Source organism: Tsuneonella amylolytica (genome assembly GCF_003626915.1).
Taxonomy (GTDB): domain Bacteria; phylum Pseudomonadota; class Alphaproteobacteria; order Sphingomonadales; family Sphingomonadaceae; genus Tsuneonella; species Tsuneonella amylolytica.
This window is the reverse complement of sequence record NZ_CP032570.1, coordinates 1,101,510-1,121,485: the sequence shown is the minus strand read 5'-3', so window position 1 is coordinate 1,121,485 and position 19,976 is coordinate 1,101,510. Positions and strand designations below refer to the sequence as shown.

The window sequence follows — 19,976 nt, the reverse complement described above, 5'->3', positions numbered from 1 at the left end:
GCGAAACACGTGCGCTCTATCGATCTAGGCTTGCCCGGTTGCTAACGATCCATATCCTATGGGGCGTCGAGGGCAAGAGCCCCGACAGGATCGTTTCGGGTTGGGTCGCTCTCGCCGTAATCGTGCATCGCATAGCCGCTTTGTCGGTTAACCAAATTCTGTTCCCCAGCCTTAACTTTGGTGAACCAATGTGCCGGTCAAGGGATCGGTCGGTGGATTGGTCGTGAGAACGCCAGCGTCGCGAACGCTGCGGATCGGGGGTGGTCATGCATGCAATTTACACGGGTTACGGTCAAGGCCGAGCTGAAGAATGGCAGGCCAACTTCGCCGGTGACGGTGCGGTACTCTATCGGTCGCACAGATCGGTGAAGGCAGCCGGCGACAGCGAAACCATCGCCATCCGGCTTGCCGATTGTGACGGGCAAAGGAACTCGGCCAGCATGGTCGTCAACCGGCAGTACGGTGCTCGTGGCTACGGTTCAAATCACCGAATCAATGCGAACGAAGCTTCGACAACGTTTGTGGCGTCATCAGATGTGCAGATCTTTGGCACGATCACGCTCGTCGCCGATTCGAAAAATAAACTCGCCGCGGATCGTACGTTCGGCCGCGAAGTCGACGAACTGCGCAGGCGTCCTGGGGCGGTTTTGTGCGAACTGACGAAGTTCGCATTCGACCCGTCCCCTGATTCTCGGCCCTTCTTGGCGAGCCTGTTTCACGTCGTCTATATTTACGGCACGGAACATTTCGGGGGGACCGACCTTTTGATCGAGGTAAATCCTCGACACGTGCGCTTTTATGAGTTGATGCTAGGCTTCCGCAAGATCGGCGGTTTGTGCGAAAACGAGGCCGTGGGAGCGCCGTCTCAATTGATGCATGTCGCCGTTGCGGATATTTGCCTGAACATCCGTAAATGGGCTGGCAAAACGAACCGGAGCGAAAGAACGCTCTATTCGCACTTTTTTAGCGAGCGCGAGGAAAAGGGGTTGCGCGGGCGAATTGCGGAATATGCGGCAGATCGGCGCAAGTCTAGGCAATCCCCTAGCCATATTTGTAAAGCGGAGATGCGTGCGGCCGCATGAGGCCGGGCGGACCTGCAGCGAACGTTGATATGTAATTGGAGCATATAAAAGGGTGGGCGCAACAGCTGTTCCGCCCACCCTGATATAGTGTCGATATTCAATCAGAACGCGTAGCGAACGCGAACCTTATCCTTGCGACGCCGACGCATCGTTACACCAATACCGGCAAAGCCCAAAAGCATAAGCGCCCAGGTCGCCGGCTCCGGCACCGCAGCGGTGGGAACGAACGAAAGATCACCGCCGTACGATCCGGCCCCGCGCGAGCGACCGTTAATAGTCAGAACGTTTGCCACGTCTGCGAAAATCGGAACGTTCGTCAATGCACCAAATTCGAATGCGCCGTTAGGCGACAGCGGCACAACGAAACTGGTGAAGCCATTGAACAAGGTCGCCGACAGAAAATCCAAGTCGGTCCTACCGCCAAGCGCACCAGCAAGGGTTGTCGTGATCGATCCGCTACCGAGGCCATTCTGGCCTAGGCGAAAAATGAAACGATCAGTAAAAAGCCCGGTGGCGATGCCAGCGTTGCCGATCGTGGCCGACACGGCACCGGAGAAGGGGTCACCAACGACTTCAAATGTCGAGTTGGGCGGATTGGTCGCAGCCGCGGGCGTGCCTTCGGGAAAAATATCAGCGGCGGACGCCGGAGTGGCGAACGCCACAGCGACGACGGCCGTGGCCGTAAGCATTCTGTGGAGCATGGTCATAAGGGGCCTCCCTTTCTGGAGATTCGACTCGGGTGTTAACCAGACGGTAAGCTTGCTAACTTCTTAACAACCTCCGATCAACCCTAAAGCCACCTCATATCCATCAGTTCCTGAAAAAAGTCGGCTTAGGCAAAATCTGTTCCTTTTTGGTACAGAAGTTCGTGCTAGAGCTAGAAATGTGAAGCAACATTTCAGAGGCCCTAGAGATTCTTGCGTTGCAGAGATCGGCCTCAGTAGCGCTTCCCTGGCCAATGCGCCGTGGGTGAGCCCTAAGCGACGGGTTCGTCGCCAGGCCGCTTTAGGAAGGTGAAGATTAGCATCGTGATGCCCGCGGTGCCGAGAACCAAGGAAAGCGGTAGCGCTGTTCCATCAAAAAGTATGGAAACCGCCAGAGAGCCGGCGAGTCCCGCTAGGAACTGAACAGCACCGCAAAGTCCGGATGCTGTTGCGGCAGCACGGGGGTAGAATTCAAGCACGCCCGCGACGGAGTTTCCGACGATAAAGCCGCCCGAGATCATGAAGCCCATTAGGGCCGCGATGAGAACGCGCGCATCGCCAGGCATTAAAGCCGTAGCGCCAATCGATCCTAATCCGAATACACAGCCAATGAGAGCCCCAACAGTGAGCGCCCGCGAATGAGTGACCCGTCTAACGACGCGTGCATTTATCAGATTAGAGATTATGACCATAAACGTGCCAAAAGCTAGCAACGAGGCAAATGCGCCGGGCGTGAAGTCGAACGCGACCATAAATATCTGCGGAGACGCGGAGAGAAACGCGAATAGACCTGCATAAAAGCTAGCGCCAACTGCCAAGGGTGTAAGTAGGCGGACATCAGTGGCTATCTCAACGTACGTCTTGGTATATCGACTTATTGCCGTACCCGTTCGCTCGATCCGGTCTTCGGGTATTTGCTTCAAGACAACATACGCGGATATTATGCCGGCGACTGCAAGTGTCCAAAAAATCGCTCGCCATCCTGCAAAATCTAGGATCGCTGCGCCCAACAATGGCCCCAACAGTGGTGAAAGCGCCATGACCGCGAGGAGTGTTGACAATACTCTCGCTGCATCGTCACCCGAATAGAGGTCTCGCACGACTGCTCGAGAAAGCACCGCGCAGGCACTCGCCCCAATACCTTGGATTAAGCGCCAAGCAATAATTGCCTCGCCGCTGATCGAGAGCGCCGATCCGGCAGAGGCGGCGACAAACAAGGCTAAGCCCGCCAGCATTGGCATGCGGCGACCGATTGAATCTCCCAACGGGCCCCAGCCTAGTTGACCTAACACGAACCCAGCAAGATAGGATGCAACCGAAAGCTGGATAGTGACGGGCGTTTCCCTCAACCCCAATGCCATGCTTGGGATTGCTGGAAGATACAGATCGGTCGATATTGCTGCAACTGCCATCAACCATGCCAGCGCCGCCAAAAAGCCGAAGCGCCGGACGCCGCGTTCTTCGAGCGGCTGACAATTAGAAGGCTCCGCCTTGACCATCCCAAGCCTATGAGAGATGTACGGTTAATTTACCCTTAATGTAGTCAATTTCCTCGACCTGGGATCCTCCGCTGCATTAAACAGCTGAACTTCGGAACCTCCGGTCGTGAATCGGAAGCGCCGCAATGTCGGCAATCTCTGTTCATCAATCGCCACCAGCTGATACGCTGGTGCTGGCCGCGTGAAACTGGCGGCGTTGGCAGCAGCTTCCGCTGCAGGAGACAGGCGCTGCCCTCGCGACTACGCAGATCAATCGGCCCGATCCGTCGTTTCGCTGTCGATCCCTTTTGCGTCATTTTCTCGCTGCGATTCTTGCTGCATTATCGAGATGCTCCTTCGCGTGTCGTGCTCTCGCAAGCCAAGTTCGATCCGCCTGACTCGCTCGAGGGTCATCTCCATAAGCTGTCGGTTACGACCCAGCAGGTCGGCGAGGATGCCAAGCACGAAGGTCACCGTGCCCGCAGTAAGTAAAGCCGAACCGATCACGAGGGACTGGATTTTGCCCTCTCCGCTGACGAAAAGATAGAAGTAGAGGAAACGAGCTAGCGGAACACTCCCTACCAATGCAATCAACACGCCAATTAGTGAAAATACCCGTAAAGGCTGGTACATGGCGTACATTCGAAGGGTCGTTGTGCCAGAGCGCTCGATAAATCGAAAAACAGATTTAAACAGACGTGAGTCACGCGTTTTTGGATTGGTGCGAACGGGTACGCTGTCGTATGCCACACCCTTTTTTCCGACTTGTATTAGCATCTCGATCGTATAACTGAATGAGGACACGATGTTGATCTGCATTGCAGCATCGCGCGAGATTGCCCTAAAGCCGCTGACCGCATCTGGCACTTGGACGCCGGAAAAGCCTCGGACAATCGTGCTTCCGATGCGCTGCAGAAATTTTTTGCTTTGCGAAAAATCGGCGACGCTTGATGTCTGGCGATCCCCGATGACGACTTCTGCGCGGCCTTCGACGATAGGCTGCACAAGGGCGGCTATATCCTCGCCAGCATACTGGTTGTCACCATCGGTATTGACGATGATATCGGCTCCCGCCCCCAGCGCGTAATCGATGCCTCGCGCAAATGTACGGGCGAGGCCGAGATTGACGACGTTGCGCAGCACGTGATGAACGCCGAGCTCGTGTGCCAGACGAGCGGTCCCGTCGCGAGAACCATCATCGATCACGAGATATTCGATCTCGTCGATACCCTCAATCGCGCGAGGCAGGTCGCGGACGGTCTCGCCCAAGGTGTCGACTTCGTTGTAGCAAGGGATTTGGATAATAAGTTTCATTTTGTCCTCGATTGCGGGCGCCTCGCTGCGAACAGGGCGCGATAGGCGAAGAACTTGAGGAAGGCGGAGAGTGCGAGCACCGTCAGCAATGCGATTGGGTATGGAGCGCCAAAATTATCATAGAGAGCGAGGAAGACGAAATATTCCCCCACACGGAAAGCACCATTGACGAAGACATATCTGACGACGTCGCGGCGCCAACCTCGTGTGGAACGGTAGACAAAGTTACGCAGCAAGACGAGATTGGCGATATACGCCGCCGCGAACCCGATCTGTACCGCGCGAGGTTCAGTGATCCCCGCCGTCTCGACGAGCAGCACGGGCAACCCAAAGGAAAGAGCCGCGCTGATGCCAGTTGAGATTGCAAATCGAAGGGCTTGATGCGCCCATCGCTCACCAACTGCAGTCGAACGCGCTCCATCGCTTCCCTCATTTTGCGGCAATGGTTTCAACTCGCTTCCTTTGGACCGGCGCGGCCGATGCTCGAGTATTCGAAGCCGGCCGCGCGCACCTCGTCGGGCCGATAGACGTTGCGCAAGTCGACGAGGACCGGCGCGTTGGCGAGATCCTTGACGCGGGCGAGGTCGAGGGCCCGAAAGGCATCCCATTCGGTCACGATCACCACCGCGTCGGCGCCCTCGATCGCGTCGTAGGCGCTCTTGCACATCGTCACCGCCGGCATCAGCGGAGCGGCAAGCTCCATGCCTTCGGGATCGTATGCCTTCACCTCCACCCCCGCGTCGCCCAGTGCCTGCGCGACCGCGATGGCCGGGCTGTCGCGCATATCGTCGGTGTTGGGCTTGAACGTCAGCCCGAGAAGCGCCGCGGTCTTGCCGCGTGCCGCCTCGGGTCCGCCCAGTGCGTCGAGGACCTTGCGGCCCATCGCGCGCTTGCGGGTGTCGTTGACCTTGACCACCGCCTCGACGATCCGGCTCGGCGCGCCTGCGTCCTCGGCCGTCTTGAGGAGGGCCAGCGTATCCTTGGGGAAGCAGCTTCCGCCATAGCCGGGCCCGGCATGAAGGAACTTTGGCCCGATACGCCCGTCCATGCCGATGCCCCGGCTTACGTCCTGGACGTCGGCGCCGACCTTCTCGCACAGGTCCGCCATCTCGTTGATGAAAGTGATCTTGGTCGCGAGGAAGGCGTTCGCGGCATACTTGATGAGTTCGCTCGTGCGCCGGTTGGTGAACAGGATCGGCGACTGGTTGAGATGCAGCGGGCGATAGACCTGGCGCATCGTCTCGCGGCCGAAGTCGTCCTCCGCCCCGATCACGATGCGGTCGGGGCGCTTGAAATCGCCGATCGCCGCGCCTTCGCGCAGGAATTCCGGGTTCGAGACCACCGATACGCGGTGCGCGCAGCCGGTGTCGGCAATGATACGCTCGACCTCGTCGCCGGTGCCGACGGGCACGGTCGACTTGGTGACGACCACGCAATCGTGCGCCAGCGCCTCGCCCACCTCGCGCGCGACGGCATGGACGTAAGTGAGGTCGGCGTGTCCGTCGCCGCGGCGGCTCGGCGTGCCGACCGCGATGAATATCGCTGCCGCACCGCGGATGCCCTCGGCCAGATCGGTCGTGAACGTCAGGCGGCCGGCCTTGACGTTGGTCTCGACCAGCGCGTCGAGCCCGGGCTCGTAGATCGGCATGACCCCGTCGTGCAGCCGGTCGATCTTGGACTGATCCTTGTCGACGCAGACGACGTCGTGACCGAAGTCGGCGAAGCACGCCCCCGACACCAGTCCGACGTAACCGGAACCTGCTACGGCTATTTTCACAGCGATGTCCCCTTGATTGATTTCTTCGCTAAACGTTGCCAAAGTTTTATTCGGCTTCTTCGCCCCTTAGCTTAGCGCGATTATCATCAACGATAAGCCGCGATTCTGATTGGTCGGCTTTGAGATCGGAAGCCGGTTTTTGCAGGATCGCAGTCTCGGGCGCTGGCACGCTTTTTACAGCATCAGCGAGAATTCTAGATTGCAGCGCCTCTGGCATCCCGAAACCGTCAATTTTGTCGACGACAACAGGATCAGCGAGCGGGACGTTGACCTCAGGTAAAACTTCTCCGCCGCCGGTGCTTTCTGGCAAGGCTCTTTGCGTGAAAGCATTTCGCCGTCCCCAAGCGCCTTTCCACCGATAAAAAAGATGAGTGCCAATGGCCGTTATCTTGTCTAAAGACGAAGCCCAGTAGGGAACCACATAATTCGCATGATAATGGGTCGCCATACCCACCGCGGGCTCAACATGGCCATCGAGAGCTTCTGCAGCGATCTTGCGAGCATTATCCCATCCGGCCCGGCTGGGTTGACGCAAAAGACTACCGTCGCAAGTGAACGTAAATTGACAACCGGTGGATCGTTCGGAACCTTGATATACCACCCCGCAGATGGACATCGGAAACGCCGGATGGCGAACGCGATTCAAGATAACTTGCGCGACCGCTCGTTTTCCTTGAGCACTTTCGCTGCCAGCTTCGTAGTAGATTGCGGCCGTAAGGCAGTCGATGGCTTTCTTGCGGGATAATCCGAGAGCATCATCGGCAACATATACCAATGGCCGCGCTGGCTCTGGTGGATCCGAGACGAATGGAATTTCCTCGTTAGCTTTCTCTGCTTCCTGCGGCGTTAACGGGAGGAGCGCCTGAGGCACGGGCAATTGCGGAAGAGTCTGATCACTATGGATTGGCGCTTCGTCTGCCACAGGCAGCGACTGCCGGCCATGTTGCAACGACACTAACAGCCAACAGCCTACAGCCGCGAGCAATCCGATCATCAGCGCAGCCGTGATCCGTTTCATTGTTCGCCGAGTGAACATCGTTGCGGTCCGTCGACGATGTGGGCGGCTCGATCAAGCTAAGGTTTGCAAACCGTGCGATATCCGGACAAGGTGGTGCAAATGAGCCGCCTGCTGTTTCCACCACGGCCATGATGAATTATATGGCGATGGTGAAAACCGACATTCTATGGCAACCAGCATAATCTCTAGCGAGCCGAGCCGCAACAGAGCACCGTCAGGTCCGCTCTGGTCGCCTCGCGCCATCGTACTCGCACTCGCGGTCGCAATTTTCGCGATTCCGACGATGATTTTTGTAATTCGGGTGGGTTGGTCTGGCGAGGAGGGGGCCCATGGGCCCATCGTGCTCTCCACAGGCTTGTGGCTGCTTTGGCAGCAGTGGCGGTCGTCCCGTTCTGTCGTTCAGCCACCATCATGGCCGTTCGTTTGGATCGCGCTGGCGGTCTTGGTGCCTCTTACAGTCTTTGCGCGCATAACAGAGATCGTCGAGATCGAGGGCTACCTGATGTATGCCTCGTTGATCGTGGTGATGTACAGTTTGACCGGCTTAGCCGCCATCAAGCGGATGTGGTTCCCACTGGTATACCTGGCTTTCATATTTCCGCCTCCGGATACCATCGTGTACGCTGTCACGATCCCGATGAAGATGTGGTTGTCAAAGGCTGCGATTGGTGCGTTAGCCATTATGGACTATCCGATCGCCGGTGAAGGTGTTCGAATTTATATTGGTCAGTATGAACTCCTTGTAGCGGCTGCTTGCAGCGGCATAAATTCTATCATTTCGCTTTCAGCGATCTCACTTTTCTATATCTATATGAGGCATCAAGCCGAATGGCGATACGCCCTGCTCCTCGTATTGTTAATCGTGCCAGTTGCCCTCGCGGCAAATTTTGTCCGCGTTATCATCCTCATCCTGTTGACGTACCATTATGGCGAAGCGGCTGCGCAGGGCTTCCTTCATAACTTCGCGGGGATCCTTCTTTTCGCTGTCGCCCTTGTGGGCATATTCCTACTGGATGCCATTCTGCATCCCATTTTTGAGCGGTTGAGAACTCGCCGGGCAAGGGGTTTCTATGAGTAAAGATTCCTTGCAAGCTACTCATCGCACTGTTCTATTTAATCGACGGCATTTTTTCATTGGCGGCCTTTTGGTGGCTGCGTCAGGTTTAGCGTTTGCTCGCAAACCTGACATTGCCCATCCCATTGTTCCGTCAAAGCTGTTTGATAAATGGATCCCGCAACGCTTCGGGGCTTGGTCAGAAGTTGGTCAGAGCGGGGTTGTGCTTCCGCCTCCTGACGCGACCCGCGATCGTCTCTACGACAATCTTGTTACACGAGTTTATGCAGGCTCCTCGGGCCCTCCGGTTATGCTCCTACTCGCCTATAACAATGCGCAGGACGGTGTCCTTCAAGTTCATCGTCCTGAAACCTGTTATCCGGTTGGCGGCTTCGCTCTCAGTCCGACGGTCTCACTCGATCTCCCTGTCGGAAACCGGTCCGTGCCAGGCACTGCTTTCACCGCGACCGGTCCGGATCGCACTGAGCAGGTTCTTTATTTCACACGGCTTGGTGGTGATTTCCCCCGCACTTGGGTCGAGCAGAGAGTGGCGGTTATCGAAGCCAACTTGGCGCGGCAGATCCCCGACGGGATGTTAATGCGTGTCTCGGTGTTGAACACACCATTCGAAATTGCGCGTCCGCAATTGACTCGCTTTATGCAAGAGTTTTTCGAAGCCAGCGCTCCCCGCTTGCAGCAACTCCTGGTAGGTTAGCTGGGATACCATCAAGGATGATTTGTATGCACCATCGAAAGCTCATCGCTGCGATTTTGGCTTGTTCGAGCCTTGCTATTAGTGCCTGTTCAAAAGAGGCTACCGGCCAGGTGGCCGCGGTAATTAATGGTGACGAGATTACTCTCCAAGAGATCAATGCCGAACTAGGGAATATGGCTATTCCAGAGGGCACTGACAAAAAGATCGCCCAATCTGCCGCGCTTCAACGGATCGTCGATCGCCGATTGATGGCCCAAGCTGCGAAGGAGGATGGTTTGGATAAAACGCCCGAATACATCCTTCGCAAACGTCAGCTCGACGATGCCTTGCTGGCTCAAATGCTCAATCAGCGCGCAGAGCGAACCGTCGAGGTCCCGGATCAAAAGGCGATTGACGAGTTTGTCTCGCAAAACGGCGGAATGTTCGCGAACCGCACAATCTTTACCGTCGATCGGCTTCAGTTTCCGCTACCTGGTGATTTCGGCCGACTTAAAGCGCTTGAAAACGACCATTCAATGGCTGAGGTGACAAGGACGCTTGATAGCCTTGGGATTAAATATCAGCGAGGAAATTCGGAGATCGACGCATTGCAACTTGGTCCGGAGCGTTTGCAGCGAATACAGTCGTTACCGTCAGGAGAGCCGTTTGTGGTTCCAGAGAACGGTATCGTCACGGTAGCGGTCGTTACCGGAACTCGCACGGAACCGATTACGGGCGATCAGGCACGTCCACTCGCCGCCCAAGCTCTGCGCAACAAGCAGTTGGGTGACACCATGATGCAGCGTCTCAAGGCGGCTAGAGCGTCAGCAAAGGTCGAATATCAAAATGGGTTCGCTCCCCCGAAAGAAACCGCAGCAGAGGGGGGCGCGCGCTGAAGCTGCTTTTTGCGCTGCCGGGGTTCCATCGGTTTGATCGTGGAGCGGAAGTCGCGTTGCTCAACGTCGCACGTGCTTTGTCGGAGAGCGGCGATGACGTGACTGTCGCCGGTTCTGGCGATCTGTCGACTACGGTCCCTTACTCATATCGACAGATCGCTGCAGTATCGCGCGAACGGTTCGAGCGGTTTCCCTTTTTTCCACCTTTCCGAAGCGAAACGTCGTGGGAAGACGCGACATTCGCTTTCAATCTACTGCGGAACCGCACCTCAGCGGATTTCGATGCGCTCATCACGTGTTCGTTTCCCTTCACCCACTGGGCATTGGCACGTATGAAATCGCAAGGGGTAAGGGTGTTTGTTACCCAGAACGGCGACTGGCCAGCGGTTAGCAATCGATCGGAATATCGTACGTTCGACACCGATCTCTTGGTTTGCACTAATCCGGATTATTTTGAGAGGAATCATCATCGATGGAATTGCGCTCTCATACCTAACGGCGTTGATCCCGCCCAATTTAAGACCGACGAGAATCTAAGATCAGAGCTCAAAATCTCTCGCAACCAGCCGGTCATTCTGATGGTAAGCGCGCTGATTGAATCCAAGCGCGTGCTGGACGGAATTAGGGCTGTGTCAGCGTTGAAAGATTCCGTCTTAATCGTAGCTGGAGACGGGCCCCTCCGTGAGGATGCGCAATCACTGGCGGACGAACTCATGCCAGGTCGTTTTCGGCGCGTATCGCTTCCGGCTGAACGGATGCCGGCTCTCTATGCGTCAGCGGACGTGTTCCTGCACCTGTCTCTATTGGAATCCTTCGGCAACGTTTTTCTCGAGGCGTGGGCAAGTGGTCTTCCCATAGTTGGGCATGATACGGCTCGCCTTCGTTGGATCCTCGGGGACCAGGTACGATTCCTGTGCGACACCGAGGATTCGGTCCAGCTGCGAAACGCGCTGCGAACGTCACTCGCTGCGGGACGCGGCAATTCAGGCCATGGAATAGATCGCTTTTCATGGGGCAGAATCGCCGAGCAATACAGGGAGGCGATCGAACGCACGATTGTCGAACAACTTTAGTCTAGGAGATTTCTAAAGTAGGAGACGGTTTTCTCTAACCCATCTCGTAGAGCGATGTGAGGCTGCCAATCCAGCTTGTCACGCGCCAGCGATATATCTGGACGACGCTGCATCGGATCATCGGAGGGCAATGGATGCTCTATAAGTTTCGAACGAGCACCGGTCATTTCAATGACAATTTCAGCTAGCTGACGGATGGTAAACTCGACCGGATTACCCAAGTTAATGGGTCCTGTGATACCCGCAGGCGAGTTCATGAGACGGATAAGGCCGTCGACTAAATCATCCACGTAACAGAAGCTGCGCGTTTGCGAGCCATCTCCATAAATTGTAATGTCGTCGCCTCGCAGGGCCTGAATAATGAAGTTCGAAACGACCCGCCCATCGGCGGGATGCATTCGCGGACCGTAGGTATTAAAAATTCTCGCGACTTTGATGTTAAGCGAATGCTGTCGATGGTAATCGAAAAACAAGGTTTCAGCGCAGCGCTTTCCCTCATCGTAACACGACCGTAGGCCGATGGGATTGACGTTGCCCCAATAAGCTTCTGTTTGCGGATGTTGATGAGGGTCGCCATAAACCTCACTGGTCGAAGCTTGGAGGATCGGCACATGGATCCGCTTAGCCAAGCCCAGCATATTAATCGATCCAATCACCGACACCTTTGTCGTCTGCACAGGATCATGTTGATAATGGATAGGAGAGGCTGGACACGCGAGGTTGTAAATTGCGTCAACCTCAACGAACAATGGAAAACAGATGTCGTGCCTCATAAACTCGAACCTAGGGTGGTTCAGGTGGTGGGCGATATTCGCCTTTGCGCCTGTAAAGAGATTGTCGACGCAAAGGACCTCGTCTCCGCTTTCGAGCAGGCGGTCGACGAGGTGAGACCCCACGAAACCGGCTCCTCCAGTGACAAGTACTCTTCGATTGCTGAAATAGCTGCGTGACACGGATCTAGCCCTCCAGGTTGAAGGTCCGATAAGCCATCTCGATCGGACTGCAAACTCCGAAGGCTGCGATAAGCTCTGATGGACGAGGTTTTTTGATGATTGCTCTATTCGTTGCGCAATGGGCGATCTGCCTGCCAGCGGGGATATTGTTCGCTTGGTTTACGCTTGAGGTGTACTCAGGTTTGCGACCGATCAGGTTGTTACCGCTGTCAGATGATACGGTGCAGTGGGCTGTATTAATCCCCGCTCATAACGAAGCGTCCATAATAGCAGATACGATCTCGAGCCTGTTAGCCTCAGACACCGGTGGCCGCGTTGTAGTAGTCGCGGACAACTGCCGCGACGACACCGCAGATAAGGCGCGCGCGGTCGGCGCTGAGGTCATTGAGCGTCACGATAGGGAAAACGTGGGCAAGGGCCATGCGCTGGCGTTCGGGCGAGATCATTTAATGTTATCGCCTGTGGATGCCGTTGTCGTTCTGGATGCCGATTGTCGTATATCTTTAGGGGGCACCAAGATCCTCGCGCAACGTGCAAGCAGTTCGGGTAAGCCGGTCCAAGCTGCCAATTTAATAGTCGGTGGGTCAAAAGACGTCTCTCAGATTGCCATCTCGAACTTCGCTATGATGGTCAAAAACCTGTTCCGCGCACGAGGAATGATCAGATTGGGTGGAAGCGGTCTTCTTTTCGGAACGGGGATGGCATTTCCTTGGCAAATCTTCGCCACGTTACCCCTTGCAACCTCCGATGCTACAGAAGATCTCAAGCTGGGCCTCGATCTAGCGGAACGCGGACAATTTGCTCTACTCGCTGATGACGTACATGTCACCAGTCCGCCAGCTCCTCTTGACGCCAGCCGTGGCCAACGGAGCCGGTGGGAACATGGGTTCATTCGTACAATGGCTCGTCGTGCCCTGCCTCTTTTGCTAAAGGCGGTGCGTACCCGTTCGCGCGCTTTGTTCGTAATCGGCATGCACATGATCGTGCCGCCCGTAGCTTTATTGGTTGCTTTCGGGGTTGGTATCTTAGTGTTGAGCTGCGGGCTGGCTCTTCTGACCGGTCATTGGATCCCGACTTTAGTGTTGCTCGCGATGATATCCGGAGCGACCACCTCGGTGCTGCTCGCGTGGAAAGCGGGCGGGCACGCGGTGGCACCCTTGTCAGCGCTCGCACGTGTTCCGCAATACGTCCTCTGGAAACTTCCAATATACGCAAATCTCCTACGCCGTCGTCGCCAGATCGACTGGAACCGCACAAAGCGAGATTAGCGTTCAGGATTGGTTGTCGCTCTCTGATAGCCCCACCATATCCAAAAAATACGCGGACCCTCGACCAGATAGCGTCGCCAAAGCCTTCTGGGCTCCGTCAAAAGGCGGTGCAGCCATTCGATGTGTGCGGCCTGCATCCAACGGGGCGACCGCATCTTCAGTCCTGTGATGAATTCCAGCGAAGCGCCCGTGCACAAGGCGACGCCGCGGGCATTGCCCCGTAGCGCGATCTCGCGGCATATCAATTCTGATTGTGGTGCGCCGATCGCGAAGAAGATCATATCCGCGCTGCTGCTTTCAACGAACTGGCAAATCTCCGCGCGCGCCGCAGGATTGTATCGCACGCCCATGGGAGGGAGGGAGAACCTCCAGCTGTGCATGGGGTAGAGACGCTCAAGGCGCCGATGCATTTCAGGACTTCCTCCGACTACGCTCAGGTTTCGTCCGATCGCGGCGCGCTGCAAAACAAGTGAGGTCAGATCGCTGCCCGGTGCGACAGGCAGGACTTTCCCCGACCGTTTGCCAAGCGCGGAGAGGATGCGACTGTCGCAGAGCACTAGGTTTGCTTGACAGTATGCGAGGGCAATGTGGTCGTCGAGGATAGGCTCTGAATGCAACCGAACGACGTGGTCAACATTGGGAGTCACCACGTAGGCAAACTGCTGCTCAGCAGACATTCGCTCTACAGCCGCAGCAGCTTCATTTAAAGACAAGGGATCGAAATCGAGCCCGAGAAATGCGACACGAGCCTTTTCGGATTTGGATGTAGCCGTCATCGTACGACAAATCGCCCGAGAAGCCCGTTTGGCGGGAGTTCGCCAGGCTTCAAATCTATTCCATAGTTCTTGCTGGCAGCAGCAAGCCCGCGGTCTGCCTCGCCGACGCAGGCCATGGAGCCGCGTCGACAGACATCAGCAAGCAAACGCCATCCGGACGTCGATGCTGGGGCAGCGCGCGTAAGCCTTCGCGCTGCCCCTGCTGCCTCTTGAACAGCTCTCTGTTTTATCAACCAGTCCACATAAGATCGCGTAAGCGGTTCACTCTGCCGGTTGGTATCAATACCGTCACGAAAAACCCTGCGCGCATTTACGGGGTCGTTCTGCGCGGCGTAAGCTAGGGCGGTAATTTCGTAGGCTTGAGGCAAATCAGGGCATTGAGCTGAAGCGCGTTGGCCAAATCGTACAGCATCACTAAACGAACCGGTCTTCAGCTTGATGGCTGCCACCACGCTAAGCGCAGCACAGTTATCCTTATCCTGCTTGAGAATTTCGGCTGCGATGGCTTGCGCTCTTGGCAAGTTCGTTTGCTGCAGAGCTATTTCGGCTTCGATCGCTTGGGCCTCTTGAGGCTTCATAAGCTTTTGAAGTCGTTTGGCTGCATTCAATTCGCCTCGCGACAGCGCCAAACGCTTCAATGCGCTTAGGGACTTTGTATTGGCCGAGGCTTGGAGTTGGTCGAGAAATTCGGGCGTCAATAAGAGAGAATACTCTCTGAGAACGCCGACCGCATCCGCAATCTGCGCGTCTGTCAGATCCTTCTGTGCCAGCGCAACTGTCAAAAAACGCCTTGCGTGCGCTTTATCGCCTGTTTTCGCGCTGAAATTTCCGCGATCAATCGCAAGAGTCGCATCCCGCGGTGTCAGCCGATCCAGCTGGTCGAAAGCGTCGCGCATTGCTGCGGCGTCGTGCCTCGCACGTGCGATCTCGAGACGTGTACGAACGCTGCCGGCTGTTGGTGCCCGCATCGCTTCGTATTGGTTTACTGCTGCAAGAGCCGCTTGCGGATCGCCGGCCAGAAAGGCTGCCCGCGCCTTCAGAATTGCCCCTGCTTCGCTGCCTTCATCCTGTCTGAGTATGCGATCTGCCCATCCACCCGCTTCTTCATAGCGCCTTTTCACCAGCGCGATCAGGCCACGCACAAGCAAAGCATCGGATTGCTCAGGCTGAAGCGTCAAGATTTGATCGGCAGCGTTTTCGGCTTCTTCGTAATCACCGACCTGCAGGCCTAACTGTGATACGCCCTGCAAGGCTTCCGCGTTGGTTGCATCTAGAGCCAGCGCATCCTGGTATGCGGCGTAGGCAGCTGCCGTCTGACCGGCCGCGAACTCGATCCGGGCTCGCAAAAGATAGTAGTCCGGCTCATCGTCACGCGTCGCGATCGCTGCCGAGATTGCTTGACGGGCTTCCGCAAACCGGCGCTGGTCAAGCAAGCTCAATGCGCGCCCCGCATCCTCTTGAGGATCATTTCGAAGCGCACTGCAAGAGACCACGGACGCGCCCACAGCTACGGCGAGGACCAGGCGCCAGCAGAAAATTGAGGGTAAATGCGTTGGAAAGAGGATGATCGTTGCTCTAAGGAAGGATTATAGCACGCGGAAGCAGCGAGGAGCAGCTACCAGATGATCCGTAATTTCACTCTAGCGTCCATTGTCATTCTGGCAAGCGTCGGTTCTGCAGCGGTCGCGCAAGCACCATTGCCTCAAATGGCCCCAGCACCCGGAGTCGTGCGTCAGGATCCCTATAGGATCAATGCGGGCGACGAGCTTCAGATCTATGTGTGGGGCGAGGAGCGTTTGCAGCGCGCTGTCAAGGTGTTGCCAGATGGTTCGATTGCGTTTCCACTGGTTGGCCAGATCACTGCGCAAGGCCTTCTGCCGCGCGAACTGGAGCAGGCAATCACAAACGGATTGGCGGGCCAGTATCGCGGCCAAGTTCCGCAGGTAACCGTGTCGGTTGCAGCGCCCACCGGCTTGCAGTTCTCCATCATGGGACGCGTCAAGGCGCCGGGTACCTTTACGCCAGGCCGGTACGTAAATGTTCTTGAAGGGTTGAGTATGGCTGGCGGACCAAATGAATTCGCCAATCTCAATGACATTGTAATTCTACGGAAAGAGGGCAATTCGATCCGAGCAATCCCCGTGCGAGTTGGCGCACTCTTCAAGACCGGCGCCAGCAGCAACGACGTGGACCGGTCAAGCGTCATTCGTATCGAATCGGGTGATACGGTTATCGTGCCATGACGACTATTGCGGAGACTTCGGCGGTCAGCCTAATCGTTCTGTGCACTTTTGCCGCAGAACCATCTCATGCTCAAGAAGTCACTAAGTCTGTCGACGTTTCTGTGGGCGGAAACTACTCATCAAATCCATTTTTAGATGCAAATGGATCGACTGGCTCTATATCAGTTTATGCCGAGGTGGCTCCAAGGATTAGACTTGAGGATGAAACGTCAAATCTGCAGTTGAACGGTGCAGTGCGATATTCGACCTATCTCAGTCGATACAAAAGTGATGTGACTGGGCGGTTGGGGCTCACCGGTGACCGACGATTGAGCGAACGCCTGCGTTTGCGCGCCGCGGCGACCATCACTACCTCGCGTTCGGCGGCCCAAGACGTGCTACTGGGCGAACCGTCTGTGTTGAACCCGGATAATACTTTTCCCGACCTCCCTTTTGTAGATACCACCGTCGCTGGATTGAGGACGCGCGCAACATCGTTTGGTCTTGGTGCTGGGCTTGAGTATGCTCTATCCCCAACCGATGCGTTGGGGATCGGACTGGACTCGACCTACCGTACGTATGATGGTCCAGCCGGCATCAATTACCGTACAACATCAGCCAACTTTCAATATGGTCGGCGGTTGAACGAATCGCTTATGTTGAAGACGAGCGTGGAGGCGGGCCTCGTTGATTACGAGAATAGAACCACGGGTGACTCTCGCATTTTCTCGCCTTCTGTAGGAGTCGACTGGGGGCTTTCCGAGACGGCAAAGCTTGCCGCCCAAGCAGGCTTTGCTGTGGTCAATACGGACCTGATTGCAGGCGGCAGCAATACGCGAACTTACTTGACCGCTCGCGGCTCATATTGCGATCGATTGCTTGAGGGATCGCTTTGCCTTTCTGCGCAGCGCTCTGCGCGCCCTACAGGATTTGCGGGCGTGAGTATCGTGACGGGGATCGACCTGGGATACAGTAGGAAGATCACTGAGTCGGACAGCATCTCTGGCTCGGTGCGCTACACCTGGACAGATCAAACATCGGCAAACGGCTTTGCAACCGAAGATTGGAATTCGCGCTTCGGCGGAATTGCAGGAACTTACAGCAGGGCATTTTCCAACAGCCTTCGTGGCTTTGTTACAGGAAGTTATTCCAAGGTTCAAAGTGACACTTTCAGTCGCAAGCCAAATTTTAGTATTGGGTTTGGTTTGACCAAAAAATTCGGAGAAGACGGTTGAGTGATCCATTCGCTTTTGACGCTGAAGTAGGAGGACAGGACTCAGAGGGGGGGAATATTCTCGCGCTACTGCCCGTGATCCTGGTTCAGCGGCGCTGGTGGATAATCGTCCCTGCGGTAATCGGAGTGATGTCCGCATTGGTTGCTTTGCTCGTCCTTCCTCCAACATATCGCGCAAATGCGACCATGCTGGTTCAGTCCGCGCAGTTGCCAAGCGAACTGCTCGCACTCGACGGGACGGAAGTCGTCGCGAGACGAATGGCGAGGATTAAAGAGCAGGTAACGGCGCGCCCCGATCTTATCACAATGATCGAAAAGCATGGCCTGTATCCGGAGAAGCGAACCTCTGAATCATTGTCGCAGATCGTTGATGAAATGCGGGAAGCCGTTACAATTACACCAAATGAAGCGGGCAAGAATAACGCTGACGACAACACGATCGCTTTCGAGCTGGCCTATACTTACAATGAGCCCGCGCAAGCGCAAGCGGTCGCTCAAGATTTGATGGAGCGCATCCTGCGCCTCGACGCGAGTGGAAACTCGGAGCAAGCGGTAAATACTGCGCAGTTCCTCCAGGATCAGGCAAACACTTTAGACATGCAGATCGCGGGCTTGCAGGGCCAGATTTCTCAGATCACTGCGGCCAACGGAGGTGTGCTCGCTGGTGGAGCGACCATGATTGGTGGCAGCTCCGCGGGATTCGACGTTCAGATCTCGTCTCTGCAAAACGAAAATCAGCAACTTCAGAGCCAACGTCAGATCGCGCTCACTAGCAGCGAACGTGACCCCGTCGTCGTCGCCGCCGAACAGCAACTGGCTGCTGCGCGGGCCGTTTATGCAGAGAACCATCCCGATGTGGTCACTGCTCGCCAACGCTTGGCGGAAGCTCGGCAACTTGCCAAAAGCAACGTGACGAAGCTGCCGGTGCAGTCAATAGACCAGCAAATAGCATTTAATAACTCGCAGATCGCAGCTTTGCGGGCGGCAAAGGCGCAGGAAGATGCTCAGGTTCGCAACCGACTTGCCTCCCAAGCTCGCGCTCCGCTTGTCCAGCAAAAGCTGTCCGAACTGCAACAACAATTGACGGCGCTAAACGCAAGCCGGGAAGAGGTTCAGAAAAGTCTGATGGCTGCGCAGGCCGGTGTCAGAGCAGAAGATGAGCAAATGGGACAACGACTTGTCGTTGTCGAGCCGCCGGTTATCCCTGATGAGCCAACGTCGCCGAATCGCCTTCTGATTCTCGCTTTGGGGATTGGAGGGGGGCTCGCCCTCGGCATCGCGCTCGCCTTGGCGGTCGAGATGTTCACCCGTCCCATTCGTGATCCGTCCGGCTTGAAACGAGCGATGGGGGTTTCGCCGCTTGGGGTAGTGCCGGTCATTGCGAAAACGGGATCGATGACGTCTCCTAAATCGGGCCGATGGACCTTCTTGCGATTTCGGCGAGCGTAAAAGGAATTTTATGAGAACGACAAAGGTCGATGACACACGCCGCGAAGGCTCCCGAGATGTTTGGAACATTGGTGATTTTGCCGTTTTCGATCCGCCGAAGGGCAGGCTAGAGGATCATCTCATCGTAGGCTTCGATACGCGCGATCGCAGGTCTCGCGCATTCAGCCTTCTAAGAACCTCGGTTGCCAAGAAGTTTTCAGAACAAGGAACGCGCCTCATTGGCGTTACTTCGGCGACTCCTGGCGCCGGGAAATCCTACCTGTCCATGAACCTCGCAGCATCCTTGTCACGGGTCCAGGACAACCCCGTGTTCTTGGTTGACCTTGATTTGAGACGTTCCTCACTTTCGGAGCAGATTGGTCTAGAAAGTAGCGTCGGGATTGCTTCGGTTCTGGCCGGTAGCGATATCACCCTGTCCGAATGCGGGTATCGGATCGCGAACGAAAACGTCGTTGTTTTTCCGACTGGTCCCGTCAAAGACGTCTCGGCCGAATTGTTGTCCGGACAGAGCTTTGAATCGGTAGTGCAAGAGCTCCGCACGAGAACCGCCCAATCGATAGTTCTGTTCGATCTACCGCCGGCGTTCGCCAACGATGATACGATGTTGAGCGCGCAACATTTGGATGGCTATATCATAATCGCTGATAGTGGTCGCACGACCGATCGCCAAGTTCGTGAGGTTATGAGAATCATGGAGCCATCAATTTGTCTTGGAGCTATACTTAACCGTTATGACGGTGGGCTCGGAGATGAATATGGCTATGGATACGGTTCATCTGCTTACGCAAATTATTATGATTGATGTTTATTCAGATCTTAGAGGCGGCTGAAGCGATTGCCGGGACGAGTCCTGCGGCCCCGCTGGCTGGCCTGTGGTTGGATGCATTTCGGCCATGCGGAAAGAGGAATTACAAGCGCTCCGAGCGTAGGCGCGCGCGATGTTAAAGAAGATTCCTAGCCCGTTTTTGGCTTAATCCTTTCGCG

Annotated in this window: 19 protein-coding genes; 10 read left to right on the top strand and 9 right to left on the bottom strand. The window is 55.9% G+C overall.

Annotated elements, in window-relative coordinates; translation table 11 throughout:
- Positions 1-266: 266 nt before the first annotated feature.
- Entirely contained in the window at positions 267-1,082 is an 816-nt protein-coding gene (locus D4766_RS05500; protein ID WP_162935662.1) for an N-acyl amino acid synthase FeeM domain-containing protein, read from the top strand.
- A 101-nt stretch (positions 1,083-1,183) separates the two neighbouring features.
- Here D4766_RS05500 and D4766_RS05495 read toward each other — a convergent pair whose 3' ends face one another.
- The 6 genes from D4766_RS05495 to D4766_RS14145 form a co-directional block, all read right to left on the bottom strand.
- Positions 1,184-1,789 (bottom strand): FxDxF family PEP-CTERM protein, encoded by a 606-nt coding sequence (locus D4766_RS05495; RefSeq protein WP_120716539.1) that lies wholly within the window; start codon positions 1,787-1,789, stop codon positions 1,184-1,186.
- Between the two features lie 269 nt (positions 1,790-2,058).
- On the bottom strand, positions 2,059-3,285 hold the full coding sequence (locus D4766_RS05490; protein WP_120716538.1) for a multidrug effflux MFS transporter: 1,227 nt from the start codon (positions 3,283-3,285) through the stop codon (positions 2,059-2,061).
- A gap of 249 nt (positions 3,286-3,534) precedes the next feature.
- The gene (locus D4766_RS05485) at positions 3,535-4,578 is read right to left on the bottom strand and encodes a glycosyltransferase family 2 protein (RefSeq protein ID WP_120716537.1); all 1,044 of its coding nucleotides are present in this window, start codon (positions 4,576-4,578) and stop codon (positions 3,535-3,537) included.
- Positions 4,575-5,030, bottom strand: coding sequence for a GtrA family protein (locus tag D4766_RS05480; RefSeq protein WP_162935661.1), 456 nt, complete (start codon positions 5,028-5,030; stop codon positions 4,575-4,577). The genes D4766_RS05485 and D4766_RS05480 overlap by 4 nt, the downstream gene beginning before the upstream one ends.
- Positions 5,027-6,355, bottom strand: coding sequence for a UDP-glucose dehydrogenase family protein (locus tag D4766_RS05475; RefSeq protein WP_120718079.1), 1,329 nt, complete (start codon positions 6,353-6,355; stop codon positions 5,027-5,029). Before D4766_RS05475 ends, D4766_RS05480 begins: the two co-directional genes overlap by 4 nt.
- A gap of 46 nt (positions 6,356-6,401) precedes the next feature.
- Complete coding sequence (locus tag D4766_RS14145) at positions 6,402-7,349, bottom strand: cell wall hydrolase (RefSeq protein ID WP_325049124.1); 948 nt, start codon at positions 7,347-7,349, stop codon at positions 6,402-6,404.
- A gap of 190 nt (positions 7,350-7,539) precedes the next feature.
- Between D4766_RS14145 and xrtV the strand changes: the two genes are divergently transcribed.
- Genes xrtV through D4766_RS05450 form a run of 4 tightly spaced genes read left to right on the top strand, consistent with a single transcriptional unit; the run spans position 7,540 to position 11,090 of the window.
- Positions 7,540-8,451, top strand: coding sequence for an exosortase V (gene xrtV, locus D4766_RS05465; RefSeq protein ID WP_120716534.1), 912 nt, complete (start codon positions 7,540-7,542; stop codon positions 8,449-8,451).
- Entirely contained in the window at positions 8,444-9,142 is a 699-nt protein-coding gene (gene epsI, locus D4766_RS05460; protein ID WP_120716533.1) for an exosortase-associated protein EpsI, V-type, read from the top strand. Before xrtV ends, epsI begins: the two co-directional genes overlap by 8 nt.
- 26 nt (positions 9,143-9,168) lie before the next feature.
- Entirely contained in the window at positions 9,169-10,017 is an 849-nt protein-coding gene (locus tag D4766_RS13745) for a hypothetical protein (RefSeq protein ID WP_162935660.1), read from the top strand.
- Positions 9,960-11,090, top strand: coding sequence for a glycosyltransferase family 4 protein (locus D4766_RS05450; RefSeq protein WP_325049133.1), 1,131 nt, complete (start codon positions 9,960-9,962; stop codon positions 11,088-11,090). Before D4766_RS13745 ends, D4766_RS05450 begins: the two co-directional genes overlap by 58 nt.
- Here the strand turns inward: D4766_RS05450 and D4766_RS05445 are convergent.
- Complete coding sequence (locus D4766_RS05445) at positions 11,087-12,043, bottom strand: UDP-glucuronic acid decarboxylase family protein (RefSeq protein ID WP_120716530.1); 957 nt, start codon at positions 12,041-12,043, stop codon at positions 11,087-11,089. The genes D4766_RS05450 and D4766_RS05445 overlap by 4 nt on opposite strands.
- 95 nt (positions 12,044-12,138) lie before the next feature.
- On the opposite strand from D4766_RS05445, the gene D4766_RS05440 reads away from it, so the two are divergent.
- Positions 12,139-13,311, top strand: a complete 1,173-nt coding sequence (locus D4766_RS05440; RefSeq protein ID WP_120716529.1) for a glycosyltransferase family 2 protein — start codon at positions 12,139-12,141, stop codon at positions 13,309-13,311.
- Here D4766_RS05440 and D4766_RS05435 read toward each other — a convergent pair.
- Together D4766_RS05435 and D4766_RS05430 are read right to left on the bottom strand one after the other, a co-directional pair.
- Complete coding sequence (locus D4766_RS05435; RefSeq protein ID WP_120716528.1) at positions 13,308-14,087, bottom strand: WecB/TagA/CpsF family glycosyltransferase; 780 nt, start codon at positions 14,085-14,087, stop codon at positions 13,308-13,310. The two genes, D4766_RS05440 and D4766_RS05435, sit on opposite strands and share 4 nt — an antisense overlap.
- Positions 14,084-15,526, bottom strand: a complete 1,443-nt coding sequence (locus tag D4766_RS05430; protein ID WP_162935659.1) for a tetratricopeptide repeat protein — start codon at positions 15,524-15,526, stop codon at positions 14,084-14,086. The genes D4766_RS05435 and D4766_RS05430 overlap by 4 nt, the downstream gene beginning before the upstream one ends.
- Positions 15,527-15,709: 183 nt before the next feature.
- On the opposite strand from D4766_RS05430, the gene D4766_RS05425 reads away from it, so the two are divergent.
- The 4 genes from D4766_RS05425 (at position 15,710) to D4766_RS05415 (ending at position 19,794) form a co-directional block, all read left to right on the top strand.
- Positions 15,710-16,330: a polysaccharide biosynthesis/export family protein gene (locus D4766_RS05425; RefSeq protein WP_234024906.1), complete on the top strand. Its 621-nt coding sequence runs from the start codon at positions 15,710-15,712 to the stop codon at positions 16,328-16,330.
- Positions 16,327-17,544 (top strand): hypothetical protein, encoded by a 1,218-nt coding sequence (locus D4766_RS13740; RefSeq protein ID WP_162935658.1) that lies wholly within the window; start codon positions 16,327-16,329, stop codon positions 17,542-17,544. The genes D4766_RS05425 and D4766_RS13740 overlap by 4 nt, the downstream gene beginning before the upstream one ends.
- 74 nt (positions 17,545-17,618) lie before the next feature.
- Positions 17,619-18,992, top strand: coding sequence for a GumC family protein (locus tag D4766_RS05420; protein WP_162935657.1), 1,374 nt, complete (start codon positions 17,619-17,621; stop codon positions 18,990-18,992).
- Positions 18,993-19,002: 10 nt separating this feature from the next.
- Entirely contained in the window at positions 19,003-19,794 is a 792-nt protein-coding gene (locus D4766_RS05415; RefSeq protein ID WP_120716524.1) for a CpsD/CapB family tyrosine-protein kinase, read from the top strand.
- The last annotated feature ends 182 nt before the right edge of the window (positions 19,795-19,976 follow it).